This is a genomic window from Xanthomonas sp. NCPPB 2922, assembly GCF_041520885.1.
Lineage (GTDB): Bacteria > Pseudomonadota > Gammaproteobacteria > Xanthomonadales > Xanthomonadaceae > Xanthomonas > Xanthomonas campestris.
On the sequence record NZ_JBGOFY010000024.1, the window covers coordinates 1 to 17,680 of the forward strand.

Consider the following 17,680-nt stretch of genomic DNA (forward strand, 5'->3'; position numbering starts at 1 on the left):
ATCACTCCTCAACATCAGGCGGGTAGTGTCGCGTATCTGTGGTGCGTTGTTCAGAGTTTCCCTAACTCAAACTGGATCAATCTTACGGGAGGCTGATACAGGCGCCACTACTGGTCTGAGAACTATCCGAATGTGGCTTCACACCACTTCGCATGTGCAACAACGAGGCGAGCAGCGCCGAATCGATCGTGGAGCGGTGTACCTTCGCATCGGCATGACCGAGCGCTCGCATGAGCATCTCCCAGCGCTTCCCTAGATTTTTCTCTCTTGCCGTTTTCAGATGGACGGCGTTAAAAGCCTTGTAGCCTAGGGTAGGCAACGCGTCCGCCGTCACCGGCTCGGCAGTATGCAGGTGTACGAACCATGGCGCAGGGCGCTTGCCGTTGGACAACGGTGTGTGGTCGATACGTATCTCAAACAGCGTGCCGCGATCTCCATTGTCGTGGTCGGAGGGTAATCGAATTGGTGAAGTTACGCGGGCAACCTCGCTCATCTTCAGCAAGCGCGAAAGATGCGGCGAACGGGGCTGCGGGTCGCTCTTCAGCGCATCTGCTTCGCGGATCCGCACACGCTGCTCGATCATGTCCACCAGCTGCAAACGCTCGGTGAGTTGGGCAACCCGATCGTCTTCTGGCGACAGTTTCGCCTTTGTCTGCAGCAACCGATCCCTTGCGAACCAGTCCCGGACCGACGCGCGTACGAACGTGAAAGCAATCGCCGCATCTTGCCCGGAGCGATGCATCATACTGCCGACGCTGCTGGTGTCCCTTCCCAGCATTTTCGCAATCAGCATGAAGTCCGCGTCCAGTTCGTTCACCATGGATCGTTCCAGCGGAATGCTCTTCAACAGCGCATCCGCTTGTTTTTGTGCAAGCGTCCGTTTATCGCTCAAGATGGCAGGAGGTGCAGGGACTAGGCTAGACTCTTCGGCCGCTCGATTGACCGGCTTGCGATGCTTACGGGCCGGTCTCGGCGACGCCCTCGGCACGGGCAGCTGCTCGATCGTTGCAGATGGCGACGTGACGACCTCGCGCTTTCCGGCGACAACGGAACTGGTGAGGTCAAGCACACACTGTCGATAATCGGTCAGTGCCTGCGCCAAATCGAGCATCGATCTCCAGATATGATCGTCACAATCATTCTCAATGAGAGCAGCGACATCCACGCATAGCTTCAGACCGATGCGCCCAAAGTGCTCTGCATAGTCCTCAAGAACGTCTTTGTGTTGTGCCACCACCTGCGGAGTCAATGCAACGCCGGCTTCCGAGGGACATATCGATTCGATCACGACTTGGCTCAGCGCCGAAAACGCCGCTGCTACGTCATCGCCGCGGTAGTTCTTGGCCTCGTCCAATTCGTGCAATCTAGCCATGACTTCCGGCATGCCCTTGGCCTCGACCTGACGCTCCAGCTGCAGACGATGGATATCGACGAGCCGACTCCGGATTGACTGCATCGTTTCATGGCAAAAACCCAGATTGGTCCTGATCAACGGCACCATGGCTGAGACATTTTCGCGTATTTTCTTGTGTGTATCCGGCGCCTTCATGCGTCTCAGCAACTCATCCATTGCTCCCCGGCACTGTTCGATTTCGCTCAAATACCCCTGCCACTCTTCGGTTTGCTGACGCTCAACATCACTATTGTGCAGCTCCGCCTGCACAATAGTGGCGCCGATCGCGGGCTCAATCGGCTGAATGATGTCAAATTGCTGCATCCACTTGTCTTCCAGCAGTTCGTCACGTGCTGCATAACCGACTGCAGCGGACGTTCCGAGAAGCGTCAACAATGCATGTTCGTGCTCCACTGCGGCTTTAGACTGCAACCGCCCCTGCACCTTCAAATCGGCGACTGCCTGCAATCCTTCGCGGGCAGACTTCATGGCAGCCAGCGATAGCTTGACCTTCTGTTCCGGGACCACTTTTGACGTAGCCCCTCGTTGTCCCTGCGGGCCTTCGTTACTGCCGATCACATCTCTAAAGATCTTGGCCTTGCTAAGCGCTTTTCTCAGCATTTCGCCTGGGTCAATGCGCTGAAGCTGCATGGCAGCCGCGGGTAATAACACAGGGCTTGATGGCCCCGGCAACACATCAGACGAACCCACAACGGTCTGCCTTACCGGCTTGGGGGGCCTGGCGGCAAGTCCGTGTAGTTGCGGCGACTGCTTAGCAGGGCGGCCGCCAGTAGTGTTTGTTGCCGTCGCGGAGTCTGTCGGCACAATGGCAAGGTTCGTCGACTCAGCCAACTCTATAGAGCGCTGCTTGATCATTTCGACACGATGCATGATTTCTTCCTTTTCTTCTGGCGTTCGTAACGCCGTCACTGATTAACTGTTCGCTGCGCTCTATTGACAATTATTAATCACGTCGCCAGCAACTGAAAATAATTGCTGAATACTGCCGATTGCCCTGCCAGCGCACAATTAGTCAATCGAAGGATTAGGAATAGCCCCGATTTTCTGCCAGCTTCCGCGATTAAAGGTGGCGCTTTCGTCCCTTCGAAAAGATCTCGAAGAGGATCCTTCTGAAGCATGTGGTCGGGCTGCCAATGAGTATGAGTGCGCTCGCCTTGTCTAGTTTTGTGTAAATGAATGTCCGCATATTCGTCGACAAAAGCGCGGGGACAACAAGTAAGTCAGAACCGATCCGGCTCTGCGCAAAAAGATGCGAACGGATGGCTATTGCTCCGAATCTCCGCACTGCTCCCCAGCGTGCATCGGCGATGCGGCGGTGGATCCGATTTTTCCTTGTCCTTGAGTGGCACTGATTAGCCCACCCTTATTCTCCATCGCGCGTTAGACGACGTCCAGAACGACGGTCGATTAACTCGCTTATTTCGCACATGAAAATAAAGGTTCGCTCTTCGAGAAATCTTAAAGTGCCAAGAGGATCAGACTTGCCGTCCCGTATCCAGGACGTTGACATGCCAAAGATCCATCGTTCCAATGGCTTACACGAATCCCATTCACCCAATGGCTTGGCAGGCTTCGATCAAGAGTCCATTGTCAAACTTCATGAATATACAGCTCCTGAGTTCCTCGGGTTGAGTAAGTTCAGTTCGAAAAAGAAGAAAGTAAACGCCTCCACTATGCAAAACTTGAAGCTCGCTGAAGATGCAGTGCTGAAAGTGAAGTACTTGCTACCTTATGGTGCAGGTAACCAGAAAACTGACATCAGTTACACCCAAGGAGAGTCATGGGCAAGGCGGGCGATGCTGCGAGACAATGAGTATAACCAGGATCCCATTCAGAATGCGGGTAGGGCTGTAGCTTACCAAGCCGGAAACTGCAACGAACATGCAAATGTGGGTTATACGCTATTGGCGGCCAGCTCACTCAATGCGCCTCTACTTCGAGTAAGCGACGCAGATGAAGACCATGCTTACGTGCTGATCGGTGATCCCCGTGACCCCACGTGGGGCGAGAAAGATACGGTCGTTGTGGATGCGTGGGTGACACATCCAACAGCAATGACGTTAGACCAATCAAAAGGCTTAAATCCGCAGCCTACTCCCTTGTTCCAACGGCCTCCACGGGCTCAGCCAGATGCCAGAGCGACCGCTGCACTTGCCAACGTAAGCCCAGTATCGACTGAGAATGTCAATAAATATCTTCTTGAGCAGAGAGGCGCACCTGAAATTGGGCAGCCGCTCCTAAGGCATATTGATGCCTATGTGGATACAAGCAAATTTTTCAACGAACGCGTTTCGGTTGGCGACCCAAGCACCAGATATCAATCCTCAGCACTATCCTCAAAGTCGTTCGATAAGATTATGTACTGCACAATCGAGAAAGAAAATTATGCAGATGCTGCCTGGCGTGGCAACGGGTTTAGGTGGTAGGTCGATGGAGGAGCCCGCCATCCGCCCGCGCAAGTGAACCCGACATCCCCCCGATTCGACTAGCGACCCGGTTTGGAGTCTGATTTCCTACTCCGAGGAAGTTGACGTGAAGAAGCGTTTTCCCCGTAGAACAGATCATCAGGCTTCTGCGCGAAGCCGACGCGGGCGTCGCGATCAAGGACCTATGCGGGCGCCATGGCTTCAGTGGGGCGTCTTTGCTCCCCGTCGCGTAGCAAGGCTCGCCGTAATGAGCGTGCCCGATGCCAAGCGATTCAACGTTCTGGTCAAGGATGCGCGACGAGAAAAGTCGTGAGCGCATTGGCGCACCGTGCGCCGGTGCACGCGTGGATCGGGGGTGGTGCCAGCGAGCGCCGCACCTTGGCAGCGATCGGCATTGGCACCAGTGCGCTGAGCTATTGCCTGCGCGACGACAATAATTTCGAACTGCGCTGGCGCCAAGGCGCCTTGGCGCCTTGGCGCACCGCCGTCGCCGTTATGGCGTTGGGATGATCGATCCCAAGTTGCGACGGCAAAAACGCATCGTGAAATACAAGCGTGGGGCGTGGTTGTACCCAATAGGGCTGCCGCCTCAATGGAAGAGAGAGAATCGTCGTGCTGAGAAAATTGTTCTGGAGTGCTCCGAAAGCCCATTCCGATGCTGCAAGCACAGACCATGGCGGCCCGCCGGCCGCGCGAGTGGTACCGGGGGAATGGTCAGGACTAGGTCGTGCGCCAAAGCGGCCTGACGGCACAGCTAAGCGGCGTTCCCCAGTCCGTATCCCTGTGCTCCCGGTGCCAGCGGCTAGGGCAGGTCGGTTGCCAGGGACCTCCGCGGTGGAAAGCCTCCCTTCAGCCCATTGGTCACGGGGCGAGACCCAGTTCCATCCTTCCGTAAGCAACCCGCTGCCTTTGCAGCAGCCCCCGCCGACTCGTCGCCAGACGCTGGGTGCATTGTTAGCCGAGGAGCTAAGCCAGGAAGAAGCCGCCAGGCTGGGCAAGCAAGCCCGGCGCGACGCACTGACGCAACTACTGCAGGCCGCCTTGCCCAACGGGGGGCGAACCATGAAGCGGCTGAAGGCGCGGGCGGCCAGAAAGCAACCTGTCAGCGTGGCCGATCGATGGAGCGTGATCCGCAATGGAGCTCCCAAACCGATGCAAGGGGAGCGAAGGGAGTCGTTCGAGGCACTGGTGCGCAGTGATCTGCTGGCGATCGCACGCGCCGGCGAGATCGATCCATTGGTTGCAGTCAAAAAAATGGCCGAAGCCCTGGAAGAGGCAATTCTGGGCCAGGGCATTTTGATGAGCGATCGGCAACTGCTGGATGAAGTATTGGACAGCCTGTCGATTGATCGCCTGTACACGCGGCTGAATCTAAAGATGACGGACGACACCATGCCTGCCTTCACCAACGCGCAGGTGCTGCAGGCGCCGAGGGAGCTAGGAGAAGGCCGCTCCAACACGGTGTACGAGGTCGAGATCCGGAACGCGGATGGAGCTGCGATGAGCGCGGTTTTCAAGCCGCTTATCCACGAGCCACCCTCTCCGGATAAGTGGAGTGTGGTTGCCAGATTGACGGGCATTTCCAGGGAAGAACCGCAAACAGCGATGCGCAATCTCGCAACCGTGGCCTATGCAAGGAGGCTCGGGTTCCACGTGGTTGCCGACACGCGCGTGGCGCTGATGAATTTGGGACAAGATCCCTTTGAGCCAGCTCTGGGTCTGATCATGGAACGCGCCCAAGGAAAACCAGCCGAAGAGGTCGATGCGTCCACCCTGGTCCAGGCGAACGTGTGCGCCGAAGTGATGAAGCTGCAGCTGCTCGACCATCTGACGGGCGAAGCTGATCGCCACGACAAAAACTATTTCATTCACGTCAAGCCGGATGGTCGAGCCAAGGTTATGGGCATCGACAACGACAACTGTTTTGGTGCGGAACTTACCGCCCCAGACGGTGCCCAGCCGGACCTGGAAGACCCGCAACGCAGGGCGTTTCATGGGACTGCGCTTCCCCCGGTGGTAGATACCGACATGGAGCGCGCCATCCTTGCACTCACGGAAGAAGACATTCGGTCGATGCTGAAAGACAAGCTCAACGATTCCGAGATCGCTGCCGCCATCCAGCGTTATCAAGGCGTCCGGCAGCATCTCCTTGCCCTGCGGAATTCCGGCCTGGTTATCGAGCCGCACGAATGGGGCCGGGCGGATGTACAACAACGCCTGACCCCGACAAACAGCTATTTGGGCCGCGAACTCGAATTTGCTTAGCTTCTCGGCCCGGCCATCCCAGGCCGCGATGCCACTCCTGCCAACGATAGCCAGCGAGCAACATCCCTGGGACCCTCTTGCAGGCGATGCGGACCAGGGCACCATCGCACCCACAGCCTAGTTCCAGTTTAGCCGGGAGCGGCCTCGCACGCAGGGTGCCCGTCTCCGTTACGCGCAGTCCGGCGGGCCGTGTCACCTCACGCGCTTTGGCAGGCACATGCCTGCCGGTAGAAGGCGACCGCAGGTAGAGCAGTCCCGGGGCGGGCGGCACAGGCCCGTGGGAGGTGCATGCCCGATGCCGTGCTGTGTGACGAGCGCCTAGCGAGGCTCTGGTGCCCAGTCTGGATCTTCGAAGTTCAAACGACATCGATGGGTAGAGGATCTTGCTGCGGACAACTTCCCGTCCTCGGGTAGCGTTGATCAGACCATCCCTAAGAGAATCGAGCAGCAACATTACTCGGATCTGGTCAGCCGGCTCGCGCTGGGTGGCATTCTGAGCAACATCGCCGTGGGTGCGGCCGGCAAGTCAGCGGGCCAACCGGAGATGGCGGCGAGGCTGCTGGCCAGCGATCTGAAGATCGCCGCTTATGCCGCAGCCCGCGACACCATCCAGGCGACATTTCGCATGGTGGGAATGCGTGGCCCCACCAATGGCGGCATCAGCGACCCGCGCATCACCAGCGCCGGCAGGTTCTATGGCATGGCCAACGTGCTGGCCAACCTGGCATCGAACGAGCTGGCATCGCCGGACTTTGCAGCGGCCGAGCAGCGCTGGGCCGGGCTGAACTCGCCTTTCACCAAAGGCGAGGCGACCAGCGTCATCTTTCGTCAATCGGCAGTGAACACCGCCTTGAATGTCGGCCTGGAAACGTTGGACTGTATCAACGTCACGCAGCACGAAGCCGACGAAGCCGGGACCAAGCAAATCTGGGAACCCGCGTGGAAGGGCAAGCGCGGGGATTACGAGCGGGTGATGATCACTCGGTCGCACGCACGGCCGCCATCAACTCCAATATCGCGCTCGGTACCGCCATCAACATGATTGGCGCCTGGGTCGGGTTGTCGCCTGCACGCAGCGGATTGCTCGCCAACACGGTGTCCGGCGTGGTCGCCGGCATGCAATACAAGACCATCGGTGCCACCTGGCAGGCCGAGGCCGCGGTTCGCGGCGCCGAAGCATCTCGCGCGCAGTCTGATTAAGCACAGCGCTCAAACCACCGCCCCCGGTGGGCGCGGCGATGTACTGCATTACACGCGCCACTGCGGTCGCAACAGTGTCATTCGACAACCACACCGCGCCTGATCAGAATCGCATGAATGGCGTGCGCATATTTATCGCGCTCCGCGGGCGTTTCGGAATGATAGGCACCCACAGCGGCCCAGGTATTCCCGTATTTATTGATCATCTCGCGCAGCCGCCAGGCGGCGACATACACGCTGACGCACGGCTGCATCAACGCATCCCTGGAGATACCGTAGCTGGAAAGACGTCGCAGATGGATCGAATTGATCTGCATCTTTCCATAATCGATCGTGCCGTTGTTGTTGCGATGGATCGCGTCGGCACGACCACGTGATTCCTGCCACGCAATGGCGCGTAGCACCCATGGATTGACATGTTGATAGCCGGCGGCTTCTTCAAAACAGTCTGCGCGTGCGAGCGGCGCGGCGCACAGCAACGCCGCCGCAATCAATACGCGTCGCAGAGGGGCAGCAGCCTGCCCGGGCTGAAGCGCACAGCGTCGCTGGTCTGCTCGCATGTTGCTGCAGAGCGTGGCCCAGCACTGTGGACGCCAAGCACCCGTGCCGTGCACGGACGCACACGTGGTCGGCGTATCGGTCTCTTTCATGCCTGTCACCTGATCGTCGTTGATTCGAGCAACGCAGCGGCGTGGACGCACACCTCGATTGATCCAACGCTTCGCTCGATCGCAGCACCATAACGGTGCTGCGCACACGCATGCGCACGCTGGACGAAGCGTCTATGACGTAAACGAAATCACAGCGCGCACCGTTGCAACGCAGCTGTTTTTCAGTGTGTTTCCGATGTTTTGCGCAATCACGTTCGCAAGCAAAAGCGCGCCTTCGCGTCCTGGAAGATGCACCGCCGTTGCCTCTTCTACTTTGCGCTCGGGGGCAGCACAGCGCCCCGGTTGCGATCTTGCCGTTGCAACTTCCCCGGCAATCAGCGATGCATCCAGTTCAACCACATGAGACGAGAATCACCATGGACTCATCTATCGGAAACAAATTTTCCAACTTCATCAACCTGCAGACGATGGGCATCGGGCCCCAGCAAACCCAGAACTCCAGTCAGCGCTCGCCTTCGGCTGACTCCGAGCAGCAGCTGGATCAGCTGCTCGCCATGTTCATCATGATGATGCTCCAACAGAGCCAGGGCAGCGATGCCGATCAGGAGTGCGGAGACGAACAACCGCAGAGCGGTCAACAGGACGGTGTGAGTCCGTTGACGCAGATGCTGATGCAGATCGTGATGCAGCTGATGCAGAACCAAGGCGGCGCCGGCATGGGCGGCACCAGCTTGGGTGGCGGCTTCAATGCCAACCTGTCGAGCATCACCGGCCAAGCCTGATTGACCATGCGTGCAGGCTGCCGCGCCGTGCGGCAGCCTGCACGTTGTACCCGTATCGCGTGCAGCCCGACGCGTTGCTCAGGGCGAGACGATATGCGGGGTCAGCAGGAACAACCGCTGCAACCGCGACCCGCTCTGCTGGCGATGCTTGAACAGGTTGCCGACCAATGGAATCCTGGACAGCCCGGGGACGTTGTTCAGATCTGTCTGATCGGTGTCGGAAGCATAACCGGCGATCAGCAGGCTCTGGCCCTCGTTGACGAAGGCCTGCGTGGTGATCTCGCTGGAGGTGATGACGGGAATGCCATCGACGGTATTGGCGCCCAACTGCCCGTCTTCGATACGCACATCCAGGCGCATCTGACCATTTGGCGACCCCGGCACCACACTTGGCAATACGCGTAGCGATACACCCGCGGACAGGTTGTAGAGGTCGGCGGATGCATAACCGCTGACACGCACGAATGCCTGTTGCTTGTGGTCCATCACCGCTTCCACGTTGTCCAGCGTCGCCACCTGCGGGGTGGAGACGATCTTGGCCTTGTTGGTCTGCTCGAGCGCCGAGACGCGCGTCATCAGGTAACGCCCTGCATCGCCCAGGACAGCGGTCAACGTCCCGCCCAACGGCGCGGCTGCACCTGCGGCTGCTGCACCGCTCAAGCTGCCATCGTAGCCAAGCTGGCCACCACGCCCGTCGCCGGTCTGCACATCCACACGCCGGCTGTGGAACCGCCAGTCCACGCCGAGATCCTGCAGGGCGCCGTCGCGGATCTCGATGATGGTGGCATCGATCTGCAGCAGCTTGGGACGGTTGTCGAGCTGCTGGATCAACGTGCCATAGGCGGCCATCCGCTCGGGGCGGTCGCGAATGAGAATGCCGTTGGTGCGCGGGTCGGCTTCGATCACCGGCGCGTCGGATGCCAGCTCACCGCCGCTGCCGGCGTCCACCGCCAGCGGCGCATCGCGTCTGGCCTGGCTCATCTCCGGCCACACGCTGGCCGGCGCATTGGCGCTATTGCCACTGCCCGGCAACGGCGGACTGACCGGCACCCGCTCGGACGGCGACCCAGCGCCGAACCACGACGCAGGCAAACCGAGAATGCCGCTGCCGCCACTCTGGCGCTGACCGCTGTTGCCGAAGGTATTGGACGAGCCACCGCCGATCGGTTGCACACGCCCGAAATTCGCGCCTGGCCCGGGCAGCGCCGCAGTGGGCGCGCCACGCACGCCGTATATGTTGCGCAACAGGCTGGCCATGCCCGGCACCTGGATGTCTTGACCACCGATGCGGGTGGTGTGGTCGGCCGCCTGCGCATAATGCAGCTGAAACACCTGCACTTCGGTGGCGTCGCGTTGGCGCGCGACCTGCTCGACCTGCTTGGCGATCGCCGCGACGGTATCCACATAACCCGGCGGGCCCGACACCACCGCCAGGTGCGCGGTCTCGTCATAACGGACCGGAAAGCGCGGATCGTCCAGCCGCATGCGCGCAAGCGCATCGCGCAGCGCACTCGTCGATGCAGCGCCCAAACTCAAGGTCGCATTCTTGGTCTCGTTCGCGCCCCAGATTCTGAGCACCGAGCCATCGTAATACCAGACAAAACCGAACGTGCCCGATAGATCGTCGAGAAACTTCTGCGGAGTGGCTTCGAATTTGCCACTGAGCGTGCCGGTCACCTCCGGTGAAATCCAGGTGGTGATGGATTGGCTGGCGGACAGGTCGCGCAGCACCTCCTTGAGATCCTTGCGGTCGGCAACGTATTTGAAGCTGCGCGAGTGCCACGGCACCGACGCGGCGTTGGCATGCGGCGGCAGCAGCGGCAGCAAGCCAAGCAACAAGGCAGCGGCCAACGGCGCGCGTCGATGGCGGTGAACTGGAGGACAGGCGTATGCCATTGCGTTCCCTCTGCGAGGAAGTGAAAGAACATCGGAAAGGCAGCGCGCCTGGCGTGCACGCGTCTGCAGTGAATTGCGTGCCGGATGAGCCGGACTGGGACCGCAACGTTGCGCAGCACGTTGGCACTCCTGCAATCAGCGTCGGCAGCACACGGCCGTTGGTGTCTCAACAAGGATCAGTGCGATGCGCCTCCTTTTGCACTTGCGTTGGCGGCATCGTGCAACTGCTGCTGGAAGTGGAGGAAGCCGAGTGCGTCACCGGATTGCGCAATGAACACGCTGGTCAGCAAGGCCAGCAGCAGCAGCGCCAGCACCCCACGGATCGGTTGACTCAGATTGGAGGGTTCCAGCTTGTCGGCGGCGCGCGCCACAAAGCCGATGGCCAGATCCACCAGCACCAGCACCAACATCACTGGTGCGGACAGCTTGACGATGGCGGCCATCATGCCGTCGGTCTGCTGGATGACGAACGACTCGCCGATCGCTCCCATGTCCGGCATGAGCTGGCTCAGCGGCCACCAGCGAAACGATTCGAACAGCGCGCCGAGCAGCATCAGCATGCCGCCCAGCGCGTAGAACGACACGATCGCCAACTGCATCAACACGGTGGAGACCGGCGTGCTCTGCTCACCGCTCAACGGGTTGATCATCTGCACGTTGTTGTAGCCGGACACATCGTCGATGAGCAGACCCACACTTTCGGCAACCCAGAACACCGTGGATGCGGCAAACCCGATCAGCAGGCCGATAAAGGCTTCCTTGAACACCAGCCCCACCAGGCCGGCCGCTTCGATCCTGGCCAGCGCATCGGCCGGTTGTCCGTAGGCGATGAACGAACTCAGCACATAGATCACGCCGTTGCGCGTCATTCCGGGAAGACTGTCCTGCGCGGTTGCCGGCAGCACGAAGAACAACACGAACACGCGCACACCGCACAGCGCCAGCAGGGTCAGCAGCGACACGCCCTGGGATGACAGCGCCAGCAGCGCGGTGGCGGTGTCGCTCATGGCCCCACTCCGCGGGCGGCACGATGCAGACGCAGCCCGATCAAGGCTTCGATCGCGTCTTCCTCCTCGGCCGCTTCGCGTTGGGCTTGCCAGGCACGGCGCGCGCGGGCGGCTTTTTCCGCATACACCTGCGCCTGCGCCTCCAGCCTGCTCACTGTCTGTTGCACAGTCGCCACCTCATCGTGCGCGCGCTGCAACGCCTGCGTCGCTGCGACCAGCGCCTGCTCTGCGGCGCCGCAGCGCTCTTCCAGCACTGCGCGGAAGCGCTGGTGCTGCAGGATCGCCTCGATGCCGATCGGCTCACCCGCGCCGGCCGTGTCGGCCAGCGCGGCATCGAACGCGGCCAGGCGCGTGGTGCAGGCGTCGGCCTGCTGACTGCAACTGGCGCGCTCGCCATCGCACTGCTCCAGCGCACGCCTGCAGTCGCTCAGGCGCTCCTGCATCCGCTGGTAACGGCGCGTCTTCAACTGCTGCAACGTGGCCCAGGTGCCGGCACGCTCACGCATCGTCGATCACGCCGGCAAGCTGCTCCAGGGTGGCGTCATAGTCGCTGAGCTGATCGGTGGACTGGCTGAGGAAGTCGCGAATCGCATCGATCCTGGCGATCGCCTCGTCGGCGACCGCATCGCTGCCCTGGCGGTACTCGCCGACCTGCAGCAAGGTCTCCACCTCGTTGTGCTTGGCCAGCAAACGCCGCAGCTGGCCGGCGTACTGGCGTTGTTCGGCAGAGACGATCTGGCTCATCACCCGGCTTAGGCTTCCCAGCACATCGATGGCCGGGTACTGGTTTTTGGCGGCGATCTCACGCGACAGAATCAGATGGCCATCCAGGATGCCGCGCACCTCTTCGGCGATCGGATCGCTGCCGGTGTCGTCTTCGGCCAGCACGGTGTAAAACGCGGTGATCGAGCCCGTCTCGCCCATGCCGGCACGTTCGAGCAGGCGTGGCAACTCGGCGAACACCGACGGCGGGAAGCCGCGCCGTGTGGGGGGCTCGCCGGCGGCCAGACCGATCTCGCGTTGCGCGCGGGCAAAGCGCGTCAGCGAGTCCATCATCAGCAGAACCCGCATGCCCCGATCGCGAAAATATTCGGCGATGGCGGTGCCGACATAAGCCGCCTTGGCGCGCTCGATGGAGGAGCGATCGGAGGTCGCGCACACCACCACGCTGCGCGCCAGACCGTCTGGGCCAAGAATCATCTCGATGAATTCACGCACTTCGCGCCCGCGCTCGCCGATCAGCACGATCACGTTGACGTCGCACTGCGTGCCGCGCGCGAACATCCCCATCAAGGTGCTCTTGCCCACGCCGGCTGCGGCGAAAATGCCCATGCGCTGGCCTTCGCCCAGCGTCATCAGGCCATCGACGATGCGCACACCGGTCGGTAGCGGCTGTTCGATCAGGCGCCGGCGCATCGGATCCGGCGCCTGTGCCTGGATCTGCACCCAGCCGTCGCCGGCGAGCGGCCCCTGGCCGTCCGCCGGCTCACCCAGGCCATCAAGCACGCGCCCCAGCAGCGCCTCCCCGACCGGCACCGCCAAGGGGCGCCCCAATCCGATCACGCGCGTCTCGCGCGACAGGCCCACCAGCTCGCCAAACGGCGCCAGCAAGGCGAGAGTGCGGCTGAAGCCCACCACCTCGGCGCGCTGCAACAGCGTGCCGTCGCGCTGGCGCAACTCGCACACCTCGCCCAGGCTGACCTGCACCCCGGCGACCTTGAGCATGGTGCCGATCACCTCGACCACCTTGCCGTAGCGACGACCGAAGGCCAGCGCAGCCAGTTCGCGCTCGAGCGTTGCCTCCAGCACCGGCATCTCAGCAGACATCCGGCACCGCCTGTGGCGCGGCCAGCACGCGGCGGATGACCCGCTGGAGGCTGCGCAGCTGATCGCGCAGATCGGTCTCAAACACGCCGGTATCCCATTCGCACACGCAGGCACCCAAGGCCAGCGTCGCATCGCCGCACAGTTCCACCGGCATGGCCCAGCCTGCGGCCGCGGCGGCCGCATCGAAGGCGCGCCGTGCGTCGTCCAGCGCATCGGGATGCACGCTCACCCGCAGGGCCTTCGCCTCGTCCAGGGCGCCGTCCAGCGCCTGTGCGGCGCGCGCGTACAGCGCCGCAGGATCGTGCCCGTGCAGAACCTGCTCGCAAGCGTGCGCGACGATCTCGGCCAGACGCGCGCGGGCGCGCTGCGCGGCGTCCTCGGCCGCGAAGGCATGCCGCACGCCGCGCTCGTTCCACGCGTCGAGCTGACGGCGCAGCCCGGCGGCATAGCCCAGGCGTGCACTGCGCTCGGCCTTGTCCTGGGCATCCTGGAGGATCGCCTCGGCCTGTTGTTGGGCGTCGTCGATCAGCGCCTGCGCACGCGTCTGGGCGTCCGCCAGCGTCTGCGCGCACCGCGCGTGCACCTGTGCAGTCGCTGCGTCCAGTTCCAGCACACAGGCCAAGGCCTCGCGTGGGATGACCTCGCAGTCCAGGCCGACTGCCTCCGGTGTGGACCTCAGCCAAAGACGCATGGCAGCTCCGGCAACAAGGTAGGCAGCGCCTGCAGAAACGCATCGCTCGCGCCATCTGCTGCGATGGGCGCCACCTTGGCAGCGCCCAACGGCAAGGACAGCGCCAGTACCTTGGCGATGCAGGGGTCAGGCCAGGCACCATCGGCCTCCATTCGACGCCAGCCATCGCCGATCCATGCCGCGTGCTCGGCATCGCGCGGCAACAGCGGCACTGTCATGCCGGTGACTGCGCGATGGCGCACATGCTCAAGCACCGCCGGCCCCACCCACTGCTCGAACCAGGTCAGGCGCTCGCGTTCGATACAGCGGCGCAGCGCCAGTGCGCGCGAAAACACTGCGCGGCTCATCAACACCTTGGCGAGCAGATCGGGCGCGAGCACGACCAACCGATTGGCCAGCGGATCCAGCGCCGAAACCTGCATGCGCGAGCATCCCGACCAGGCCTGGATCACGCGCACACGGCGCTGCGCCGGTGCCCATTCCCAGCCCAGCGCAGCGACCGGACCCAGCCAGTGCGCCACCCGCTCTGCCTCCAGCGATTGCGCCAGCACGGACACGGCCGCCGTCCATCGCTGAAGCCACAGTGCTGCGTTGTCGATGCGTGCCTTGTCCATCCGCCGGCCTCATCCAGCATGTTTTCTGGACAACGCGCGCAGGCGCTGCCAGCCGCCCCAGCGGCGTGCATCGGCGCTCGGCCACCAATACAGCGCTGCCGCACCGACCGCTACGCACAGCGCCAGCGCGCATCCGGCCAGCCACGGCCACGGCCATGCGCGCGCAGGCGCCGATACAGAAAGCTGCGCATCGCTCTCCGCCCCGCCCGGCACCAGCGTGACGCTGACGTTCTCGTAGGTCAGTCCTTCCACGCTGTGCATCACCAGGGTCTTGATGCTGGGCACCAGGCTGGTCAGATCGCTACCGACGCGAAACTTGATGAACACCGCAGCGCTGGAGGGTTTGACCGAGGTGGACAGCGGGTCGTTGTTGGGAAGCACGATCTGCACATCGGCCGCGATCACGCCGTCGATATTCGACAAGGTCTGCGACAGTTGCTGCGACACGCCGTAGATGAAGCGCACGCGTTCTTCGGTGGGTGTGGAGATCAGGCCGTCTTTCTTGAACATCTCGCCGAGATTGGCGTGCCGCTCACGCGGCATGCCATGCGTGCGCAGCACGTTCAATGCGTACGCCACCTGATCGTGCGGCGCGTTGACCGCCCAGGTCTTGCCGTCATCGGGCGTGAGCTTTTCTGCATCCACACCGGCCGTCAGCAGCACGGCCAGCATGTCGTTGGCGTCGTTCTCGGTCAGCCCGGAATAGAGCTGCTGGTCGCAGCCAGACAGCAGCAGTGCCAGCAGCAACACCAGCAGATATCTGAGCTTTCGCATGCTATTGGTTCTTGAACAGCGTCTGCACGGCGTTCTTGCCCGACTGCGCCACGCCGACGCTGACATTGAGGTTGAAGCCGACCATCGTCAGCTCGTGCATCAACTTCATTTGTTGCGAGGCCATTTCCTGCAGGTCCATGGTCGGCGCCTGCATGCTGAAGGCATCGATATGCTCGGTCATGCTGCGCACGCCATCGTTCTGCACGTCGACCATGCGGCTCATCATGCTCGGCTCGCCGACACGCTGCATGGCAGGCGGCAACGGGCTGGAGGACTGCATCAGCGCCTGGAAGCGATTGACAAGCGCCTGGTTCGGCGCCGCCGTCGGCGACACCGCTGGCGTGGACAGGCCGGTACTGGCAGTGATTGCTGGGACAGGAGGAATGAGCGTCATGACATGTTCCGCAGGCTGGGTTTGGTCGGGGTCAGGCGCGCAGATACTGGGCGTTGGGAACTTCCATCGGCGCGGCGGATTCGGCCGCCGCTTCCAGCGGCGCGGGTGCCGGGGTGTAGCGTCCTGACAGCGCCTTGACCAGTCCAACGGCGTCGGCATCGGCGCCCTCTTCGATCAGACCGTCTGCAATGCCATGCCAGGACGGGTCGCCCACCGCAAACAGGCAACACGCGTACAAGGCCTTGCACAACGGCTTGGAATCGGCATCGGCCTCCAGCTCACGCAGCAGGCGCGCGCCCTCCAGATAACTGCCGCGCTTGATCGCAATCCAGGCATCGAAGGTATCCAGCGCCTTCAACTCTGGCCGCAGTACTCGCACGGCGGCCAGCACCGCTGCGGCCTCTTCGATTTTTTCGTGGGTCAGCCCGACCGTGATCAGTTCGATCAGCCCGCTCACGACCGAACCGGGACATTCAATCTTTTCCATACCGCACCTCTTCATTCAATGGCTGTGGACAGCATGCGTGCGTAACGTACGCTTCGGCGCCAACGAAGACTTTTCAGAAGCGAACATCGGAATGCCATCGCGAACAAACACGTCGTGCTTCGTACACCCATGCACACGTTCGCCTTGGAAGCGGATCGTCCGGCGACGGCTCGCTCAGAATGGGGGGTGCAGCAATAGCGGCCGGAGATCGCCATGTCGGATGAGAAGACCGAGAAGCCGACAGAAAAGAAACTGCAGGATGCGCGCAGGGATGGGGAAGTCCCGATCAGCCCGGATGTCACTGCAGCCGCGGTGCTGCTGGCCGCGCTGTTGGTGCTGAAGCTGGCGGGCAGCTATTTTGTCGAACATCTGCGTGCATTGATGTCGATCGGTTTCGACTTCACCGCCAATACGCGCGATGCCACCGCCTTGCACCGGGCGCTCGGTCGCATCGGCATCCAGGGTGTGTTGCTGACGCTGCCCTTCGTGACGGCCTGCCTGGCCGCAGGATTGATCGGCACCTTTGTGCAGACCGGGCTTAATGCCTCGCTCAAACCGGTCACGCCCAAATTCGATTCGCTCAACCCCGTCAACGGCGTCAAAAAACTTTTTTCGTTACGCAGTCTCATCAACCTACTGAAGCTGGGCATCAAGGCGGCCGTGATCGGCGTGGTGCTGTGGTACGGCCTTCGTGCACTCATGCCGACCATCATCGGGCTCGCCTACCAGCCACCGGCCGACATCGCCCAGATCGGCTGGCGCGCACTGGGCATTTTGTGCGCCCTGGCGGTCCTGGTGTTCGTACTGGTCGGCGCAGCGGACTGGAGCGTGCAGCACTGGCTGTTCATCCGCGACAAACGCATGAGCAAGGACGAGCAGAAACGCGAACATAAGGACAGCGAAGGCGACCCGGAACTGAAGGGAAAGCGCAAGGAGTTCGCCAAGGAGCTCGTCTTCGGCGACCCGCGCGAGCGCGTTGCCAAGGCCAAGGTGATGGTGGTCAACCCGACCCATTACGCCGTCGCGCTCGCCTACGAGCCGGACGGCTTCGGTCTTCCGCAAGTGGTTGCCAAGGGCGTGGACGAGGGCGCACTGGAACTGCGTGCCTATGCGCACACCCAGGGCATTCCGATCGTGGCGAACCCGCCGTTGGCGCGTGCGCTGCATCAGGTCGAACTGGGCGAGGCGGTGCCCGAATCGCTGTTCGAAACGGTTGCAGTGGTGCTGCGCTGGGTCGATGAACTGGGCCGCGACAACGATGAAGGCAGCGGTCCGCTGCCCTGCTAGGAGAT

At 61.9% G+C, this 17,680-nt stretch carries 15 protein-coding genes and 2 pseudogenes; 6 read left to right on the forward strand and 11 right to left on the reverse strand.

The window, feature by feature from the left end; all coding sequences use genetic code 11:
- Positions 1–82: 82 nt before the first annotated feature.
- Positions 83–2,284, reverse strand: coding sequence for a type III secretion system effector XopP (gene xopP, locus ACD584_RS19030; RefSeq protein WP_076036144.1), 2,202 nt, complete (start codon positions 2,282–2,284; stop codon positions 83–85).
- Between the two features lie 638 nt (positions 2,285–2,922).
- Between xopP and ACD584_RS19035 the strand changes: the two genes are divergently transcribed.
- From ACD584_RS19035 to ACD584_RS19050, 4 genes and pseudogenes are all read left to right on the forward strand, one after another.
- A complete protein-coding gene (locus ACD584_RS19035) occupies positions 2,923–3,840 on the forward strand; it encodes a hypothetical protein (protein ID WP_014507126.1) in 918 nt (305 codons plus the stop codon).
- A gap of 134 nt (positions 3,841–3,974) precedes the next feature.
- Positions 3,975–4,412 (forward strand): annotated as a pseudogene (locus tag ACD584_RS19040) (IS3 family transposase); the annotation flags it as partial.
- Between the two features lie 262 nt (positions 4,413–4,674).
- Positions 4,675–6,105, forward strand: coding sequence for a hypothetical protein (locus ACD584_RS19045; protein ID WP_223647673.1), 1,431 nt, complete (start codon positions 4,675–4,677; stop codon positions 6,103–6,105).
- Positions 6,106–6,538: 433 nt separating this feature from the next.
- Positions 6,539–7,305: pseudogene (locus ACD584_RS19050) on the forward strand (hypothetical protein); the annotation flags it as partial.
- Between the two features lie 77 nt (positions 7,306–7,382).
- Here the strand turns inward: ACD584_RS19050 and ACD584_RS19055 are convergent.
- Complete coding sequence (locus ACD584_RS19055) at positions 7,383–7,865, reverse strand: lytic transglycosylase domain-containing protein (protein ID WP_223648109.1); 483 nt, start codon at positions 7,863–7,865, stop codon at positions 7,383–7,385.
- 467 nt (positions 7,866–8,332) lie between these two features.
- Here ACD584_RS19055 and xopA point away from each other — a divergent pair, with 467 nt between their 5' ends.
- Entirely contained in the window at positions 8,333–8,698 is a 366-nt protein-coding gene (xopA, locus tag ACD584_RS19060) for a XopA/Hpa1 family type III secretion system protein (RefSeq protein ID WP_011036435.1), read from the forward strand.
- A 78-nt stretch (positions 8,699–8,776) separates the two neighbouring features.
- Here xopA and sctC read toward each other — a convergent pair whose 3' ends face one another.
- The 9 genes from sctC to ACD584_RS19105 all read right to left on the reverse strand — a co-directional run bounded on the left by sctC (position 8,777) and on the right by ACD584_RS19105 (position 16,388).
- Positions 8,777–10,594 carry a type III secretion system outer membrane ring subunit SctC gene (sctC, locus tag ACD584_RS19065; protein WP_011036434.1) on the reverse strand — a complete coding sequence of 606 codons (1,818 nt, stop codon included), beginning with the start codon at positions 10,592–10,594 and terminating at the stop codon, positions 8,777–8,779.
- Between the two features lie 176 nt (positions 10,595–10,770).
- Complete coding sequence (sctT, locus tag ACD584_RS19070) at positions 10,771–11,601, reverse strand: type III secretion system export apparatus subunit SctT (RefSeq protein ID WP_076036147.1); 831 nt, start codon at positions 11,599–11,601, stop codon at positions 10,771–10,773.
- On the reverse strand, positions 11,598–12,107 hold the full coding sequence (locus ACD584_RS19075; protein WP_076036148.1) for a type III secretion protein HrpB7: 510 nt from the start codon (positions 12,105–12,107) through the stop codon (positions 11,598–11,600). The genes sctT and ACD584_RS19075 overlap by 4 nt, the downstream gene beginning before the upstream one ends.
- On the reverse strand, positions 12,100–13,428 hold the full coding sequence (gene sctN / locus ACD584_RS19080) for a type III secretion system ATPase SctN (RefSeq protein ID WP_076036149.1): 1,329 nt from the start codon (positions 13,426–13,428) through the stop codon (positions 12,100–12,102). Before sctN ends, ACD584_RS19075 begins: the two co-directional genes overlap by 8 nt.
- Entirely contained in the window at positions 13,418–14,119 is a 702-nt protein-coding gene (gene sctL / locus ACD584_RS19085; RefSeq protein WP_023903184.1) for a type III secretion system stator protein SctL, read from the reverse strand. The genes sctN and sctL overlap by 11 nt, the downstream gene beginning before the upstream one ends.
- The gene (locus ACD584_RS19090) at positions 14,104–14,733 is read right to left on the reverse strand and encodes a type III secretion protein HrpB4 (protein WP_076036150.1); all 630 of its coding nucleotides are present in this window, start codon (positions 14,731–14,733) and stop codon (positions 14,104–14,106) included. Before ACD584_RS19090 ends, sctL begins: the two co-directional genes overlap by 16 nt.
- Positions 14,734–14,742: 9 nt before the next feature.
- Positions 14,743–15,507 carry a type III secretion system inner membrane ring lipoprotein SctJ gene (gene sctJ / locus ACD584_RS19095; protein ID WP_076036151.1) on the reverse strand — a complete coding sequence of 255 codons (765 nt, stop codon included), beginning with the start codon at positions 15,505–15,507 and terminating at the stop codon, positions 14,743–14,745.
- A 1-nt stretch (position 15,508) separates the two neighbouring features.
- On the reverse strand, positions 15,509–15,901 hold the full coding sequence (locus ACD584_RS19100; protein ID WP_076036152.1) for a type III secretion protein HrpB2: 393 nt from the start codon (positions 15,899–15,901) through the stop codon (positions 15,509–15,511).
- Positions 15,902–15,932: 31 nt separating this feature from the next.
- A complete protein-coding gene (locus tag ACD584_RS19105; protein WP_076036153.1) occupies positions 15,933–16,388 on the reverse strand; it encodes an HrpB1 family type III secretion system apparatus protein in 456 nt (151 codons plus the stop codon).
- A 213-nt stretch (positions 16,389–16,601) separates the two neighbouring features.
- Between ACD584_RS19105 and sctU the strand changes: the two genes are divergently transcribed.
- Positions 16,602–17,675, forward strand: a complete 1,074-nt coding sequence (sctU, locus tag ACD584_RS19110) for a type III secretion system export apparatus subunit SctU (RefSeq protein ID WP_076036154.1) — start codon at positions 16,602–16,604, stop codon at positions 17,673–17,675.
- The last annotated feature ends 5 nt before the right edge of the window (positions 17,676–17,680 follow it).